This window comes from Bartonella sp. B17 (assembly GCF_053795755.1).
Genome location: NZ_CP200032.1, coordinates 423,440 through 441,049, shown reverse-complemented (window position 1 = coordinate 441,049; position 17,610 = coordinate 423,440). Strand labels below are relative to the sequence as shown.

General features: G+C 37.4%; 14 protein-coding genes and 1 pseudogene. 4 read left to right on the top strand and 11 right to left on the bottom strand.

From position 1 onward, the window contains the following. Window positions 1–16: 16 nt before the first annotated feature. The 4 genes from V4B18_RS02025 to V4B18_RS02010 form a co-directional block, all read right to left on the bottom strand. Window positions 17–988: a DUF2125 domain-containing protein gene (locus tag V4B18_RS02025; protein WP_455476183.1), complete on the bottom strand. Its 972-nt coding sequence runs from the start codon at window positions 986–988 to the stop codon at window positions 17–19. A 217-nt stretch (window positions 989–1,205) separates the two neighbouring features. Then, entirely contained in the window at window positions 1,206–1,952 is a 747-nt protein-coding gene (locus tag V4B18_RS02020) for a glutamine amidotransferase (RefSeq protein WP_455476182.1), read from the bottom strand. A 96-nt stretch (window positions 1,953–2,048) separates the two neighbouring features. After that, a complete protein-coding gene (locus V4B18_RS02015) occupies window positions 2,049–3,596 on the bottom strand; it encodes a heme biosynthesis HemY N-terminal domain-containing protein (RefSeq protein WP_455476181.1) in 1,548 nt (515 codons plus the stop codon). Window positions 3,597–3,607: 11 nt separating this feature from the next. Continuing rightward, the gene (locus V4B18_RS02010; RefSeq protein WP_455476180.1) at window positions 3,608–4,798 is read right to left on the bottom strand and encodes a COG4223 family protein; all 1,191 of its coding nucleotides are present in this window, start codon (window positions 4,796–4,798) and stop codon (window positions 3,608–3,610) included. 356 nt (window positions 4,799–5,154) lie between these two features. Here V4B18_RS02010 and tsaD point away from each other — a divergent pair, with 356 nt between their 5' ends. The 3 genes and pseudogenes from tsaD (at window position 5,155) to V4B18_RS01995 (ending at window position 8,420) form a co-directional block, all read left to right on the top strand. Beyond that, on the top strand, window positions 5,155–6,249 hold the full coding sequence (gene tsaD, locus V4B18_RS02005) for a tRNA (adenosine(37)-N6)-threonylcarbamoyltransferase complex transferase subunit TsaD (protein ID WP_455476179.1): 1,095 nt from the start codon (window positions 5,155–5,157) through the stop codon (window positions 6,247–6,249). A gap of 429 nt (window positions 6,250–6,678) precedes the next feature. Then, a complete protein-coding gene (locus V4B18_RS02000; RefSeq protein ID WP_455476178.1) occupies window positions 6,679–7,113 on the top strand; it encodes an EVE domain-containing protein in 435 nt (144 codons plus the stop codon). Between the two features lie 617 nt (window positions 7,114–7,730). Beyond that, window positions 7,731–8,420: pseudogene (locus tag V4B18_RS01995) on the top strand (response regulator transcription factor). A 90-nt stretch (window positions 8,421–8,510) separates the two neighbouring features. Here V4B18_RS01995 and V4B18_RS01990 read toward each other — a convergent pair. The 4 genes from V4B18_RS01990 to lptM all read right to left on the bottom strand — a co-directional run bounded on the left by V4B18_RS01990 (window position 8,511) and on the right by lptM (window position 13,483). Next, window positions 8,511–9,224 carry a methyltransferase domain-containing protein gene (locus V4B18_RS01990; RefSeq protein ID WP_455476177.1) on the bottom strand — a complete coding sequence of 238 codons (714 nt, stop codon included), beginning with the start codon at window positions 9,222–9,224 and terminating at the stop codon, window positions 8,511–8,513. A gap of 265 nt (window positions 9,225–9,489) precedes the next feature. Further along, window positions 9,490–11,907, bottom strand: coding sequence for a TIGR02302 family protein (locus V4B18_RS01985; RefSeq protein WP_455476176.1), 2,418 nt, complete (start codon window positions 11,905–11,907; stop codon window positions 9,490–9,492). 116 nt (window positions 11,908–12,023) lie between these two features. Further along, window positions 12,024–13,298: a diaminopimelate decarboxylase gene (gene lysA, locus V4B18_RS01980; protein ID WP_455476175.1), complete on the bottom strand. Its 1,275-nt coding sequence runs from the start codon at window positions 13,296–13,298 to the stop codon at window positions 12,024–12,026. Between the two features lie 8 nt (window positions 13,299–13,306). After that, on the bottom strand, window positions 13,307–13,483 hold the full coding sequence (gene lptM / locus V4B18_RS01975) for an LPS translocon maturation chaperone LptM (RefSeq protein WP_455476174.1): 177 nt from the start codon (window positions 13,481–13,483) through the stop codon (window positions 13,307–13,309). Between the two features lie 420 nt (window positions 13,484–13,903). On the opposite strand from lptM, the gene V4B18_RS01970 reads away from it, so the two are divergent. Beyond that, complete coding sequence (locus V4B18_RS01970) at window positions 13,904–14,590, top strand: TlpA disulfide reductase family protein (protein WP_455476173.1); 687 nt, start codon at window positions 13,904–13,906, stop codon at window positions 14,588–14,590. Between the two features lies 1 nt (window position 14,591). Here the strand turns inward: V4B18_RS01970 and V4B18_RS01965 are convergent, their stop codons facing one another. The 3 genes from V4B18_RS01965 to V4B18_RS01955 all read right to left on the bottom strand — a co-directional run bounded on the left by V4B18_RS01965 (window position 14,592) and on the right by V4B18_RS01955 (window position 17,309). Beyond that, entirely contained in the window at window positions 14,592–15,086 is a 495-nt protein-coding gene (locus tag V4B18_RS01965) for a YaiI/YqxD family protein (RefSeq protein WP_455476172.1), read from the bottom strand. Between the two features lie 12 nt (window positions 15,087–15,098). Beyond that, the gene (locus tag V4B18_RS01960; RefSeq protein ID WP_455476171.1) at window positions 15,099–15,953 is read right to left on the bottom strand and encodes a YihY/virulence factor BrkB family protein; all 855 of its coding nucleotides are present in this window, start codon (window positions 15,951–15,953) and stop codon (window positions 15,099–15,101) included. Between the two features lie 423 nt (window positions 15,954–16,376). After that, window positions 16,377–17,309: a prephenate/arogenate dehydrogenase family protein gene (locus V4B18_RS01955; protein WP_455476170.1), complete on the bottom strand. Its 933-nt coding sequence runs from the start codon at window positions 17,307–17,309 to the stop codon at window positions 16,377–16,379. Between the last annotated feature and the right edge of the window lie 301 nt (window positions 17,310–17,610).

Below are 17,610 nucleotides of genomic sequence, written 5' to 3'. Positions count from 1 at the left end.
AAATAACTTTTAGACTTTAAAGCGGAGCAAGATGGCCAAGCTTAAAAAAACCTAATTTTACCACCCCATGGGTAATCAGTAGGGGAAGATAAGGTTGGCTATCTGCATTTTTAGGCATAGAACCCAAAACAAAAAATAGAGCTTGAAAAGTACTAGCTTGCATAGGAAATAAATGCTGTATAGTAGAAAGGAGCTCTGCTGGCTGAGCAAAAGAAAGTTCAAATTTTGCTGTTAAATATCCTTTATCATCAAAAGAAAAAGGTCCACTTACACGCAACGCACCACCGGTATGAAAGATTACTTCACCGCGCTTTAAAACACCACTTTTTCCATACAAACGTTGCTTCCAATTATCTCTATCGTTTACATTAAACAAATCGGGCACATCATTGAGAATCCATTTCAAATTACCATCAATTTTAGGAAAGTCGGCAAAGTGAGGTTTTATAAAAGCTGAAGAATCAATGCCATCGAAAGTCACATGCCCCAATAAATTACCTTTCTCGCGCTTGAGATCAAGCCGCACAAATTCTGCTGTTATTTTTTTATCTAACGGATGCACAATTGTATTATCAGCATTTCCAAAAGATGTCTGATTTTCGCTTTCTTGCATCATTTTTTTATCTGTTGTCTGAAGCCTCAATGCTTTCTGAAATTTTTTCTCCTCAAGAGAAGGTGCAACGGCAGAAATTTCAATCCCCTCAGCCATAAGCTTAAATGTTTTATTCGTCTTCCAATAAGGTTCTGTTTCAATCACCAAATTGCGCCAGCGTGACAGTGCGCAAATTCTTCCAGCAAAAACAATTGATACAGGAGAATGGACATTAATCTCTACAAGATAAGGCGTATAAACCGGTGCACCAATCGTTAAACGCGCAGCTGATAAAGAAAAATCGTGAGGAGGCAAAGCAAACTGAAATTTATCACAAACAACACCAATACGTAACGGATAACCATTTTTACGTATATGTCCACACATAGCCATCATATCACGTGAGGATGCACTTACGAGTATGCCAGCAGTGCTATTCTCTATTTTACGTGAAAAAAAAACCAGATAGAACTATAAATAAGCACTAATATCAGACCAAATAGATAGCCCAAAGCAAAACGTTTCCGTAATGAAATCAATTGAGAAAACATAGACAAAATAAAAACTTGCCTTTCCTAATAATGATGACCAACATAGTCAGAATTTTTAGCATTTATATGAATGCAGTGGGAGCACCAAAAATATACCGTAATGCATTTTCAAACCACTGGCTCAAAGCTTTATCATATATTAAACGACCTTTTAAATGTGCGAAAGCAGGTTGAGCACCTTTTTCAGTCAATTTTTGTGCTGAACGCGCCATCAAACGCCGCATCATAGCGCGCGTAAATTCAGCATGGAATTGTAAACCCCATGCATTTTTTCCATAACGAAAAGCTTGTATAGGATATGTATGACCTGTTGCCAAAAGCACTACCTCTTTAGGCAGGTCATAAATGCCTTCACCATGAAATTGGTAAACCATTTCTGGCCAATCCATAAGTTCTTTGCCTTGTTGAGTAGCTTTGAGTGGATACCAACCAACTTCAACGGTTCCATCGCTTTTTGGACCAACACATCCGCCTAAATTTCTCGCTAACATTTGCGCTCCAAGACAAATTCCTAAAAAAGGCTTATCTTCTCTCAACAACAAGGAAATCCAATCAATTTCCTTACTAATATACACATCCTTATCATTAACACTCATCGACCCTCCCATAATAACAGCACCAGTATAATGCTGCAATGTATTGGGAAGTTCTTGTCCCAAAATAGGATGATAAACATCAAGAACAAAACCACTTTTTTGCAAAAATTTTTCTAAACGACCAGTATATGTAGATTGACGATGAACAACAACTGCAATTCTTGATTTGCCATTTTCTCGCTTTTTACTACAATAATTTTGTATCAAAGACATCTCTAAGCAATCATTTTTGCAAAAAAGCTGTATTTAGCGCTTTAAGCACTAGAAAATAATTTTGGTAAAAAATATCCACTGTAGCTCCCTTCTTTGTTAAAATAATTGGAATTTACCTTTCGACGAAGATGCATGATCTTCTTCCGTTTTAATTCCTGGATCATCAACATTTAAGTGGGTTTGGTTGAATATCTTTGCATCCTGTTTCTCTGTTTCAGCATTATGCAAAAAGCTATCCTTTATAGATGGTAACTCTTCAAGCAGCTTATCTTCAACAACAGTATTTTTTTCAACTGTATCCTCTGTATCCTCTTGTTTCAGAACAATATTATCAACTTCTAATATAAGAGGAAGTCTGCAGGGTGGTGCTTTCCATTCAAAACAGCCCAAGCGCCCACTTATTGGGGAAACCGCCGACCAAGAAGAAAAAATAGCACCATCACACATCCATACAGGATCACGCTCAGCACGCAGTGCCAAAGAAAGCCATTGACGCACTGCTCCTTGATTATTCCCTTGAGCTTCTTCAATATCTGCCAACAATAAATAAACACTTTCCCGCGGATGATATTTGAGTGCTTTTTGTGCATATTCTCTTGCTAATGTTCTTTCCCCTGCATCCAAAGCAGCTTTGGCAATAAGGAAAACCGACTCAAATGTATCTTTATTGTAAGCAGCAAGCGCTTTGGCTCTTTTCAACCGTCCCACTGCACTCTCTTCTCGTTCAAGATAAAGCGCTCCTAAATCAGGATGAGGTTCTTTTTGCCAAGCTGCAATAATCATTTTATCAGCTTTACGCGTTTCATTTAATTTATAAAGAATATTGGCAGCAATAACCGTTGTCGGCACAAAATCAGGTTCTAATTTATGTGCTTTTAAAATGGCAGTGCGTGCTTCCATAAGATGCGTATCAAAGAGATGAAGAGCCTGCCCGCTTAACAGCAAAACATGTGTATGATAACGCTCTATAGTTGAACGAGCAGAGCGCGGTAAAACTTTTTGCGCCCGCTCAAAAACACCAAGTGCTCTATCCCATTTACCTTGTGCACTCAACCAATCAAGTACAGCTTTATTTGCCCATGGAAGTGCCGGTGATAAAATCAACGCTTCTTCTGCATATTGTTGCGCTGCTTCATAAGCTTTGGTATTCATAGCTTCACGAAATAAACCATAAAGCCCCGCTAATTTTGTTGGTGTTTCTTTGCTCATTTCTTCGTAAAGACCAATGGCACGAACAGAGTTATTTTGCAAAGACAAAGTTTGTGCTTTTAGGAGCTTCACCAATGACTCATGATTACCGACAAGATATTTTACAGCACGCGCCTCCATTTTTTGCGCCAAAATACCATCACCAGCAAAAGCCGCAAGAATTCCCTGCGAAAGAGCTTCATAACCGCGCTTTTGATGACATTTATAAAAATAATTGAATAAGTTACTAGGTGCGAAAAAAATAACCCGTAAAAGCCACCATAAAAGCGCTATAACTCCCAACAATAAAATAAAAGCATTTAGGACTGTCAACAATGAAACAGAAAATCGAAAATGCAAAAATGTTACGACAAGGACACCATTGTGATTAGCAATCCACCCAAAAGCCAGCCCAAGCATACATACAACAAGACTATAAATAAAAACACGTATCATATTAAGCCTATTTACATTTTTGGTGCCTCAAAGGCTTCTTGTTGCGTAACAACTAGCAACTGCTGAAGAAAATTATGAACTGCAATATGTTTTTCAAGTTGATGAACAAAGCCTTCCGAAACATCTTTTGCACTCTGAGGCAATGTTTGCCATTCGCTCAAAGCTTTTTCGTAATCACCCTTTTGAATGGCAACTTCCATCCGCGCAGCAATCGCTCCTATCGTCATACCTTCAACATTTCCAACTGGTCGCAAAACAATCAGACCTTTTATCCATGCCCAAATTCTTTCAAAAAAAGAAACATCTGGTGCAACAATATTTTGTGTACCAACGATTGCATCGGCAACACGTGCAAAATCGGCTGAAAGTTGCGCTGAATTTGGAAGACCTACAGTGGCTGTTTTTTGTAACAGATCAAACCCCTCAATCGAAGGCGATAATTGCTGTACTGTTTTCAATTCATTGATATAAGATCCGCCGCGCTCTACGGCATTTTTCAAAGAATTGATCGCAATAAATAGTGCAGTCTTTATTTTTTCTTTTTCACCACTTTTTATGGCAACCTCTTTCTGCACAGTCTCTAATTGTTGTTTTAACGCAGTAAGATTATCTGCATTACTCTGCCCAATGGATAAAGCCGTTTTTACATCTTTTGATACTCCACCTAAAGTTTGCAGATATTCTTCAAAATCACGTACTTTTTTCTCTAAGGCCGTAAAAGCTTTTTTGCTTTCTTCTTGTAATATCTCGCCATCTTGAAGAGTTTTAACATGTTGTGATGAAAGGGAGGAAAACTCTACTTTTAACGCATCAATCTCTTGAAGCACATGCTTCAATTGTCTCATTGTTTCTTCACCTTGCCCTTTTGCACTTTCAGCAATCTGCAAAGCTTCCTCTCCTTCAGCACGACTATCTACAAAAGAAAAGGGAAGAAAACCCGCCCACTGTATTCCTATCCAAAAACCCAAAGCAATAAAACCACCTAAAATTCCTGAAATTGGCAATAATACCCAATTTATACCCAATGTACGTTTATTTTGTGTATTTTGCTTACTCTGTTTTTCTATTGCAACCGATGATTCACTGCAATCTTGTATTTTCTTCTCTAAATCATCACTTACAATGTCCTGTTCAATCACAGTTTTTTTACGGCAAGCATCATCTCTCTGTGGTTTAGTTTTTAGCTTTGAAGAATCTACCATCTTAATCACTTTTTTCGCACTTCTTTCTAACAATAAAATAACAAAATGAAAAAAGCTTTAAAATTTAAGCATTTACCGAATAACGTAGCTCATTTTATACTCTTCTTATCAAGAAGATCTATTACAATAAAATTTTCAACACTGCATCCTTTACTTTACATACTTACAATTATACACTTCAATAAACAAGCTTTTATAAACACATTAGCATTTTATACTGCAATCTACTCTCTTATAAAAAAGCTAAAATTAATTTTCTCTATAGACAGCAATTTTAAGAGAAGAAGTTCTTTGCATCTTTGCTTGTCCATGATACCCACACGTAAAGAGAATGTTAACATAAGGTTTTGTCTGAAATGCGCCTGTTGGGAATAGAAACAAGCTGCGATGAAACAGCAGCGGCTGTTGTTGAACGCATCAATGAGAAAAGCAGCCGAATTCTTTCTAATATTGTTTGGAGCCAAATTGATGACCATGCACCTTACGGCGGTGTTGTTCCTGAAATTGCCGCTCGTGCCCATGTTGAAATTCTCGATGATTTGATTTTAAAAGCATTGAAGAAAGCTAATACACAACTGGAAGATATTGATGCCATTGCAGTCACAAGTGGTCCTGGTTTGATAGGAGGACTTTTAGTAGGCGTTATGAGTGCGAAAGCATTGTCCCTTGCAACAGGAAAACCTTTTATTGCCGTAAATCACTTAGAAGGACATGCCTTAACAGCTGTCTTAACTGATAATGTGAAGTTTCCTTATTTATTGTTGTTGGTTTCAGGTGGGCATACGCAAACAATCCTTGTTCACGGAGTGGGAAATTACCAACGTTTAGGAACTACAATTGATGATGCGTTGGGGGAAGCTTTTGATAAAACTGCAAAACTCTTGGGTCTTCCTTATCCTGGTGGCCCAGCACTTGAAAAAGCTGCGTTATTGGGTGATAAAAATCGTATTCCTCTTCCACGACCCTTAAAGGGTGAAAAACGGTTAGATTTTTCTTTTTCTGGACTAAAAACTGCCGTTCGGCAAGCCGCAATGGCCATAGCTCCTCTCACAGAAAGCGATGTTGCTGACATTGCGGCAAGCTTTCAAGCTGCAGTTACTGATACAGTATATGATCGCGTTTGTTTAGCGTTGCAACACTTTACCCACCAATATCCCCTCTCTGATTATCAAGGACACCGTCCTCCTGCTTTAGTCGTTTCAGGTGGAGTAGCAGCCAATCAAGCTATCCGGTCTACCTTGCAAGAACTTGCACACAAACATGGTTTTGAATTCATAGCTCCCCCCTTCTCTTTATGTACCGATAATGCAGCAATGATTGCTTTTGCTGGTGCAGAACGGTTTGCACGAGGAGAAACAAGCTCCTTTGATATTTCCCCTCGCTCACGTTGGCCATTGGATGAACAAGCCACTCCTTTAATTGGAACAGGACGCCGTGGAACAAAAGTATAAAAACAGATCAGCGCTTAAGGCTCCCTAGAGTCTATCATTTGATACCTCTCCTATTCTTTTTATAGTTATGGTACTTGGATATTCAGGCAACACTTCTTCCTTTTACATTTTTCCAACGCAGCAATATTGGGTAAATTTTCTAAACAAAACTAGAAAAAAGAGCTAAATTTTTTATGTTTTTCGCTTCTTCCACATACTTGAATCTCTTTTTACTAAAAGTAGCTTTAGAGCAAAATATCTTCACGCAACATATAAAAAAATACAATAAGTATTGAGTATTGAGTATTCCTCTAGCACAGTTCTATTTTCTCAAAAAAGGAAGGAACAGATCGAGGATGGGTTCTTTTATATTATTTTAAATCCAAAATCATTCTTTATAGTGCTATGCAAATGCCCACGATGGAACAAATGTCTATAAAAGGAGATCTCATGGCTTATTGGCTTTTTAAATCAGAACCTCATAAATGGTCATGGAACATGCAAAAGCAAAAAGGTGATCGTGGCGAACAATGGGATGGTGTACGCAATTATCAAGCTCGTAACAATATGCGTGCCATGAAATATGGTGATAAAGGTTTTTTTTATCACTCAAATATAGGATTAGAAATCGTAGGCATTGTAGAAATATGTGCTGAAGCACACCCTGATTCTACAACCTCTGATCCACGCTGGGAATGTGTGGATATCCGTGCACTATGTGATATGCCGACCCCTGTTTCATTAAAACAAATCAAAGCCAATCCAAAATTGAAAAATATGGTACTGGTTAACGCCAGCCGCTTATCGGTACAACCGGTCGCAGAAGATGAATGGAGAGAAATCTGCTTAATGGGAAATCTTAAGATGAAAATGCTTTCAACCTAAAACAATAATTTTTGTTCGTCGATTCATGTGTGGCAAAAGACATCCCATATCACGGCGAGAAAGCGCAATAATCCTTGTGTTGGCGTATATTTTTACGCACTAAATGCATGAAAGTAGCACTCCCTCTTGCCATTTTCCGTTCTGTAATATTCCAATCAAGAACGACAAAATTGCATAGAGATCATCCTCACGATGCATCTTTTCAGCACTGCTAGAATAGTGAAAACATACCAAAAGATTATAACTGGCATCACCACTGGCATTACACTAACCATCCTGTACTCGAATGCGCTAAAAAGACAAAATGGAACGTGAAAAGGACGATAAGAATTTTCATAAAATCTCTTTAAACAGCGCATATGTGCTAAAGGTATTGCGCCATCGCCTTTGCGTTTCAAGGCAGAAATACCAGTCCGTCCCAACGCACAAAAAAACGATTCTAACCCGCGCATAGAACACCCCACATATGTCCACCCGCTTAGAGACGAATGGTTATAGAAGAAACAAAAGTTTATTTTCTATAAGATTTTTTTCAATTTTTCTTGCATGAAATCTCATTTTTCATGAAACTACTCTCCAACAGTCGTAGCATCAACATATCTTATTATAAGGAAAAAATGAATAACTATACCCTTTTAATCGTTGAAGAAGATAACGATGATCTGCGTTCTATTTTGGTAAAACAATTGCAAATACATAAAGAATTTAAAGTTTTTCAAGCAAAAACTGCTGAAGCAGGAATCACAGTGGCTCAAAAAAATGTTGATCTGGTCATTTTTAATACTGAACTGCTTGATCTTGACGATTTCCACGCTGTAAAAAAATTACACACTCAAGGATTTCGCGCTCCCATTTTATTATGACCACACATTATAATACAAATAGTGATACCATTTTAAATTTTGAAACAGGTACCAATGATTATGTAACAAAACCCTTTCACTTTGCGGCACTTTTTGCATGAATCCGCGCCCAACTACGCCAATACGAGCAAAATGATAATGCAATTTTTATATCAGCTCCTATAATTTTAAACCTAAACAAAAACTTCTCGTTGATCAGCAAAACAACAAAATTCACTTCACGGAAAAAGAGACAGCAATTCTTAAATATCTCTACCACAACCAGAAATCAAATTGTGAGCCATGAAACACTAACTATTAGAACAAATTTGAGGTTATAATAAAAGTGTTGTTACCCATACAGTAGAGGCTCATATCTACCGTTTGCGCAAAAAAATCACAGAAGATCCCTCTAATGTACAAATCCTCATTATAGATTATAGCGGGTATCGCCTTAATTTTTAAGTTTTACGTATAGTTATTGCTTCAAAAAGGGTTTTGAAATTCTCATTTTTTCTGTAAAGTCAAATAAGAGTAAGACAAGAGAAAACTTTCTCACGCTTGTGGCGACAATGCAGGAATAAAAACACGCCGCGACTGACGACGCTGCACAGGCAAACCCTGATAAACACGTTTTTGAGCTTGACATATTAAAAGTCCACCAAAATAAGATAAAAGATAACGCGCAAATGGTTCATAAAGAAATGAAAATAACTGAGAGACACATCCTGAAGAAGGCATATAATGGATAATTTCTTGTATTGGTCCAGAAATAAAATTAGTTTTTTCAAATAAACGAGCTATTTGTTGTCGACTGTAAGGCTCACCATAACCAAAAGGTGTGCAGCCATTGCGCGCCCAAAATCCAGAACGATTAGGAACGATAACAACCAAACTTCCATTGGGAACTAGAACACGCCATATTTCATTTAACGTTTCAAATGAATTCTCCGTATATTCAAGTGCGTGTACCAATAAGATGCAATCAATTGAAGCATCAGGAAGCGGCAAATCTTCTTCAAAAACAAGTGCTGTCGCAACCTTATCAGTACAAGGCCAAGGCGAAGCACCTTGAGCAGCAGGCATAAAGGCGAAACATTGCTGTGCACGCGGACACAGCACAGAAAGATAAGGCACTGCATAACCAAAACCCATAACCCGCTTGCCAGTAAGATCTGGCCAACATAAATTTAATTGGCTACGCAACGTCTCTTGCACGCGCATACCAAGTGCAGAATCATAAAAATCTCTAAGCGTAATTATATCCAACTCAATATACCGTGTAGAAAAAAATTCTAAGCATTACAGACTTTTATATACCTCCCACTTATATGAATTTTTGCCTTTTTTTCTGCAATGACAAAAACTTCAATATTTCATATTTTTCCCTCATAACCGCAAAAAACACACAGAATGTTTTTATGATTATATCATGATAAGCGCTTTAATCCGTATTTACCTTTAACCTCTGCACCCTGTAAAGGCTTCCAGTAACTCTTGTTTCTGATATCTGTTGAGAAAAAAACTTAAGCGACTAATTAAAATAAAGCAATCTTTCAAGATAATTTTCTTCTGCTTCTGGAATATGCTCTTTGCTAAGACGTTTGCGAATTTCTTCCAAAATTTGCCGCACACGCATTTGATCACTTTCCTGTGGCACAACCGCATCTTTTTCTTCTTGATCTGTATTTGAAAAAAGTGGACGTCCTAGTGGATCTTTAATACTAGGAGTAGCATTTTGATTATTTCTTGTTTTTTTGAGCACTTCACGCATTTCTTTTAAAACATTCTGTGCGCCTTGCCTTAAAGCTTCCAAAGCATCTAATTGATTTTGTATAGACATCTCATGGTCTCCATAATCAAGAGCATCTTTTGCAGAATTCATATTTTCTTCTGCCTTTTTCAAAGCGTCATTCTTATTAAAGCCTTGTTCTGACAATTCCTTTTCTAACGTTGACAATTCGCGCTGCAATTCAGCCTGACGTTTTTTCAAAGCTTTGCTTTGCTTGTTTATCATATTTTCCCCACGTCGTTGTGCCATTTCAAACTGATGTGTCTCATTAAGGATTTCTTGCTGACGACGTATTAAATCACCAAGACGATCTATTTTTTCTCTCATCTGGGAGGTTTGGCTATTATTTTTTTCCTCTTCTTGAGAACCTTTCTGAACCTGTAAATGATCGAGAATTTGCTCAACTTCAGCCAACAACTGTTCAGCTGCAGAAGAAGAACCCATTTTGGCCATTTCTTCAATTGCATTCAGTTTTTTTTGTAATTTATTTTCAGAAAAAGTGGACTTATTAGAACTGCTATTATCTTGTGCCTTTTCAGCCAAAGTGCGAATGTAATCATCCATAGCTTGACGTAAATTTGTCATAAGCCGTTCGATTTCTGCAGCTGAAGCGCCATGGCGAAGTGCATCACGCAGAGCAGCTTGCGCTTGTTTTAAATTTTTCTGTACGGATTCATGTTGATTGTCTTCAATACCCAAAGCAATCTGCCATAAATAATCAACCACATCGCACAACTGATCATCTGTTTGTGCCACAAAAAGCCTTGTCCACGCACTCTGTAGAGCAAGAAAATGTGTTAGATTCTTAAGACCACTTTCTGGACGCACAAGCAAAGCGGCAAGCATATCGAGTACACGTTCCCGTGCTGAGGCATTAAGAGCCAATAAACGACGTAATTCACTCACTGCACGTGCAACAGGATTCGAAAAAACACGTTGCGGTAGCGTCATGACAAACGTTTTGCTACGGCCTTGCTGCCCAGCACCATCTTCTGCCACCAAAGTTATTTTAACTTCGGAACCAGCCCATGGATGGTTTGATACATCTTGTACCATCCGCATTTTACCCTTTCCCCCACGCGCCAAAAGAAGCTTTATTTCAGGCGCATTGTAAAGAAAAGAAGCGCTTTTTTGCTGATCAAGAAAAGGTTCTATTTCAACAAAAGCCTTTGTCACTCCATAATCATCATCCATTTCATAACGTAGCTCTAATGAGCCAGCTAAAACCCGTCCTGGTTTTTCTAACCAACGAATTGTTGGTGATTGATCCTTAACCACCTGCAAATACCATTGATGTTGCTTATGGCGTGATGATACAAGCAAATCCATTGAATGCTCTAAACGTGTGTCAAAATGAATAATTGGATCATTTAAAGCAGTTTTTTCGCTTTTTTTGGAAAACAAAACTTCACGTGCATCTCCTTTAGAGATCGCTTTTACTGTAATGCCAGCACCATTGACAACGCGTACAGCCACATTACTGCCTTCAGGAACTGTAAACTGTGTGGCTGAGCCTTTTGTTAAATAAAGTGGTGCAACGCCTGTATAAACAGGTGGTGTTACCCAAGCATCAATCCGCATTGATGTTTCGTCGATTATAGGGCGTAAATCGAACGCATCTGTCAAACGCCCTCCTAAAGAGCCAAAGGAAAAACTAAAAGAGCACACACAAAATAAAATGCATAAAGTTCTAAGCGCCAAAGGATCATAAGCCGCACTGTTAGGATAGGCAAACCCTGTTTTTAAGTTGTACAATTGCTTCGCCATACGACGTTGATGTTCACACCAAACAGCTGCACTAAAATCTTCATCATTTTCTGGACATAAATGATCTATTTGAACACTTAAAGGTTGATTTTTTAGACCATTTACCTGTTCAACACGGCGAATAACATCCTTAACAGTGGGAAGGCGAAAACTGACAAGAAAAAGCAAACTCCCCGCAGCAGCAAGAAGTATAAACAAAAGTAATAGTAAGTGTGGCCAATAACTCAGAAGACCAAAAATACCAAACCAACTAAGCGAACAAAGGAAACTCAAAATCAGAAAAAACGGCAACACCCGTGGCCATATCCGTTCAAAAGCTAAGATACACCATACCGCAATTTGCACACATAAAAGCCTTACTGTTGCAAAAATTCCGACGCTTTTATTTCTCATAGACCAATATCTGTCCTTTTTTACAGCGGTAAGTTGAGATCATAAAGCTCATATAAGAACAATTCCAAAAAATAAATTGTTTCATCAAAGTTTAGTAAAAATAAGACCAAAAAGATTTAACAATACTCAACCCAATCTGGAATATGATCACAGCCTATCAATTGCGCATAATCAAGACGCGGACGAATAACCGCATAACGCGTATCCTGCACGAGAACTTCTGGCACCAAAAGCCGGCTATTATAGGTACTAGCCATCACTGCACCATAAGCACCTGCTCCAGTAACCGCGAGAAGATCCCCTGCTGCCAAAACTGGTATACAGCGATCTAATCCTAAATAATCACCAGTTTCACAAACCGCACCAACAATATCTGCTCTCATGCGTGGTGCATCCATCTCTGCTTGCTTCACAAGTACAATATCTTGCCAAGCATCATAAAGTGTTGGACGCATAAAATCATTCATTGCTGCATCAACAATAACAAAATCCCGCCCTTCCCCTCTTTTTATATACACAACAGTTGTCACCAATAAACCAGCGTTACCAACAATACTGCGTCCAGGCTCCATGATAATATTAATCCCTAAAGGTGCAATATGCTTTTTCACAAGTGCTGCATAATCAGCAAGAGAAGGCGGAAATTGTTGTTCATTACCATACGCAATACCAAGTCCTCCTCCAATATCGATATGCGTAATCGCATGCCCATTACTCCATAATTGACGCACAAAATCTGCCACAATAAGAAATGCATCTTCAAACGGCTTTAAATCACAAATTTGACTGCCAATATGGATATCCGCACCACATACATGAAGATTTGGCAATTGTGCAGCTTTTTTATACGCATCCCCCGCTAATGATAGTGGAATACCAAATTTATTTTCAGATTTGCCCGTTGTAATCTTTGTATGAGTCTTTGCATCCACATCTGGATTAATACGCAATGAAATACGTGCTGTTTTTGAAAGTGCAACAGCACGTGCCGAGAGCTGTTCCAATTCAGGCTCTGATTCAACATTAAAACAATAAATATCGTGCGCAAGTGCAAAATCTATTTCTTTAACTGTTTTACCAACGCCCGAATAAACAATACGATCAGAAGGAATGCCAGCAGACAGTGCACGCCGCAACTCACCTTCTGAAACCACATCAGCTCCCGCACCATTTGCTGCTAAAAGTCGTAAAACTGCCTGATTAGAATTTGCCTTAACTGCATAAGCAATCAAACTTGGCATATCCCAAAATGCGTTTTTATAACCTTTAAAACGCGCAACTATTGCACTAGCCGAATAGCAGTAAAAAGGTGTTCCAACATCCTGCGCTAGTGCAGCAAGAGAAAGACCTTCAGCATAAAGCTCACCTTGATGATAAGGAAAAAAGCGCATAAAAATCCCTATTTTATCAATCGATCGAGAATAAAAAGTTTATCTGTTTTGCTTTTATCAACAAAGATCTTTTGCGTAGTTTTTTCCACAGTTGAAGGAGGCAATTCTAATGCGCCTTTACGCCCACATCCAACCAAAATGACACTACAAAAAAGAACAATTAAACTCTTTAAAATAATTTCCATATACCCTCTTTACTCACATCGATCTCTTTCTGTTAATCATTTAACGAAAGAATTTTAAATACACTATAGATAAACGCTCTACCACAAAATTGCTTAATTTATTAAACCATATCTCAATATTCTCATAAACATTCAAAATTTTATAAAAAAGTAAATCGATACGCTCTATGCTTTAATGAATAAACTTTAAATCAGGAGCGATTCTTTATAACCAATCTATGACGTAAACTTCGTTTATTTCATTGTTGTATAAAAAATTGAGCTTTCAACATAATATTGATAAAATTTTTGAGCAAAAATTACTGAAGTGTGCACTATTTTTGTATTTATTAATTGCCTCCCTCCCCTGCTACAATGGATTAACTTCATTTTATTTTTTATTCGTTATACCTTAGAAACATCTATTAAAAGGACAAAATTATGATTTCTCAAATTTTTATTAATCATAAAAAGAAAAACAGAAAAGTACTGTCCTTTATTATATCTTTAATCATTGTCTTAGGTTTGTATGCGGCAATAAAATACACTGACAAGATAGTATCTTTCATTTCTCATTTTATTTCAGTGACAACAGCACAAGAAAAAGCGCAAGAAGAAAGAATAATGGAAATAAAAAAAGCAGCTAAAGGCTTTTTTACCCATATGCAATTTACTGATACTTCCCATGATATGAGACAACTTTCTTTTAAGGATATTCAAGGAAAAGACCATAGACTTGCTGAATTTACTGGAAAGCCAATGCTCATCAATCTGTGGGCTATTTGGTGCGGACCATGCCGCAAAGAAATGCCAGAATTGGCACAATTAAAGCGTGAAATGGGTGGAAAAAATTTCGATGTAATAGCTATTAATGTTGATAAAGTAGCTTCTTCTGAAAAAATTCAACAATTTTTGCATGATATTCATGCCAGTGATTTAATATATTACCGCGATGAAACAATGAATATTTTTAAAAATGCTGGGAAAAAATTTCCAGCTCTAGGATTACCTGTTACATTTTTAGTCGATAAAAATGGTTATCTCATTGCTTCATTTAACGGTGCCGCTCCATGGGGCAATGATGATGCAAAAGCACTCATACAAGCTGTCATTAAAAACGCGAAATAACCTAATAACCGCGCCTTTTCAAGCGCTGTATAGTTAAATCCAGTGCCGATAAAAAAGCAGATCGGTCTTTGCGAGAAAAAGGACGGGAGCCACCTGTAACATTACCCTGTCCTCGCAAATCTTCCATAAGATTGCGCATCGCTAGAGCTTGACCAATCGAATTTACGTCAAAAATACGCCCTATTGGCGAAAGACAAGCGCCCCCCACCTGCACAACGCGCGCAGCTAAAAGAATATCACTTGTGATAACAATACTCGCCTCACACAGATGTTCGACAATCCAATCATCCACGCAATCAGGCTCTCTGGCAACAATCACCCTTTCAAGAAGCGCTTCATCTGGAAGGATCAAAAAACGATTTGCCACAATAAATGTTTTGAGCTGATAACGGTTCATAACACGATAAATTTCAGGCTTTACAGGACAAGCATCGGCATCAACAAATAAAGTAATAGCAGATTTTTTTCGTGTATTGGTCTGTTGGCTTTCACTCAATAACAAGCTCTTTCATTCATCTGAATGTTGCAAATTATCGCGATAAAACATTATCGCCGCATTTATTTCTCCTCCAAAAATAAAAATTGCGCTCAACATATAAAGAAGAATAATGGCAGCCATAATAGATGCCAACCCTGCATAGGTAGAAATGTAATTAAACATTGCGAGATATTGGGTAAAAGCAATAGAAACCACAAACCAAAGGAATATTGTTACAATAATTCCTGGCAAAATATCTATAAACTTCCGCCGCCCAGCTGGTAACCATCTATGAACAATTAAAAGACTTATGAAAAGAACAATCAATACAATCGCATAATGCCATAACCGTATTGCGCCCATATATTCAGCAATAAAAGAAGAATGATTTCGCATTATTCGGATTAACAAAGGCACCACAATTAATGAAAAGCTGAGCACCAATAGACCCATTGCGCCAATGATCACGAAAAATAAACTTTGTAAACGACAAAAAAATAAACTACGACAATCAACAACGCGATAAGCCTTATTCAAAGCCGTACGCAAAGCCTCCACCCCATTAGAAGCAAAATACGCCGCTCCAATGACAGAAATTGTTAGCAATCCTCTTCGCTGAGTAGTTAAAACATTGATAATTTCCTGAGACAAAGGCTCTGCAATCGCATCCGGCAATAATTGTACAAGTGCTTTTATTTTTTGCGGCGTATAAGTAAAAGCCCCGAGAAAACTGGCAAGAGAAGTTCCAAAAATGAAAAAGGGAAAAAACGATAAAAGTCCCGAAAGAGCGACATGACTTGCGAAAGCATTCCCATTATCGCGCAAATAATGGCTCACAGCATTGACAAAAATACGATAACTATATCTCAATATATTTCGTATCAAAATTTAACACTTTCTGAAGAAATTTTTGTTTGAAAACCCATATTTAAGAAAACTATCTACATTCAGTAAATAAAACAAAATCTGTTCTGTGCAAAAATCCTAGATATTTTAAAAGTAAGAATAAATATAACCAACATTACTAATTTATATAAAACCACTAAAAATGAGATTAAAAAATCTCATCAACAGTTTATAAAAGAGCTCGGATGTAACATAACCGCCTCTCGACATTGTCACGTACACGATTACCACAACTTTTATCATCATAAAAAACAACCAACACTTATTGCATACATAAATATATATTTTTTATCATCTTAGCGCTGTATTTCTCATTACCCCTAAAGTTTAGTTTAAGCAAAAAACAGACTGTATTGTTTACAAATAACTCTCGCCGTTAAAAAATAAATAATTTTACTCTTTTTATACATTTTTTTTAAGAATCGCACGGCGCCCAAAATCAGGGGAATCAATTTCCTGTTTAGCCGCAATAATGCTACGTCGCACTTCTCGCGTACGCGTAAAAAAATTAAACAGCACATCTCCATCTCCTCGATGGATCGCACGCTCTAAATACGCAAGACCTTCATTAAAACAACTCAACATTTCTAAAATTGCATTCTTATTATGCAAACAAATATCCCGCCACATAACAGGATCAGAAGATGCCAAGCGGGTAAAATCACGAAAGCCTGAAGCTGAATAAGCAATCACTTCTGAATCGGTTACTTTCTCTAAATCACTTGCTGTCCCAACAATATTATACGCAATTAAATGCGGCAAATGTGAAACAACAGCCAAAACAAGATCATGATGTTTTGGATCCATTTTCTCAACACGCGCACCACAAGCTTCCCAAAAAGCAGTTAATTTTGCTACAGCAGTAGCATCGTTGTCAGCAGATGGTGTCAAGATACACCAGCGGTTTACAAATAAATCAGAAAATCCAGCATCTGGCCCAGAATATTCAGTTCCAGCAATAGGATGACCAGGAATAAAATGAACAAATTTTGGCAATAAAGGCGCCACTTCTGCAATCATCAACGCTTTCGTAGAACCAACATCACTTACAATCGCATCAGGCTTTAAATGATCACGAATGGTTTTTGCGACCTCTGCACTAGCTCCAACAGGAACAGCAATAATTACCAAATCTGCTCCCTCAACAGCCTTTGCACTGTCAGTTGTATAAAAATCTCCAAGCTCTAATTCCCGTGCTCGCTCCAACGTTTCTTGGCTGCGCGTAGCGATATTTATCTGACCGGCAAGACCATTCTTTTTAATAATTCTTGCTAAAGAAGAACCAATTAAACCAATTCCAATGAGTGCTACTTTTTCAAACCGAATATGAAGCATTTTTCACCTTTAAAGCAATAACAAGACCACGATTGATACTTGTACTGATAACAGAATAGTTAAACGTCTTGAAAAATTATAGTCAGCCGTAAAGCTACAACCAATAATCGCAAATAAAATTCGATAATATATTGTTTTTATTTGAAATAATATATTAAAAAACTGTCAAAAAATATAACATTACCCTAAAAACTATCAATTCATTGGTTAAATACTCTCTATTGTCATAGATGATAAAAAGCTAACCTTTTCATAAATTCTTGATTTTAATCTAAGAAAAAATATTTCTTATTAAAAACAA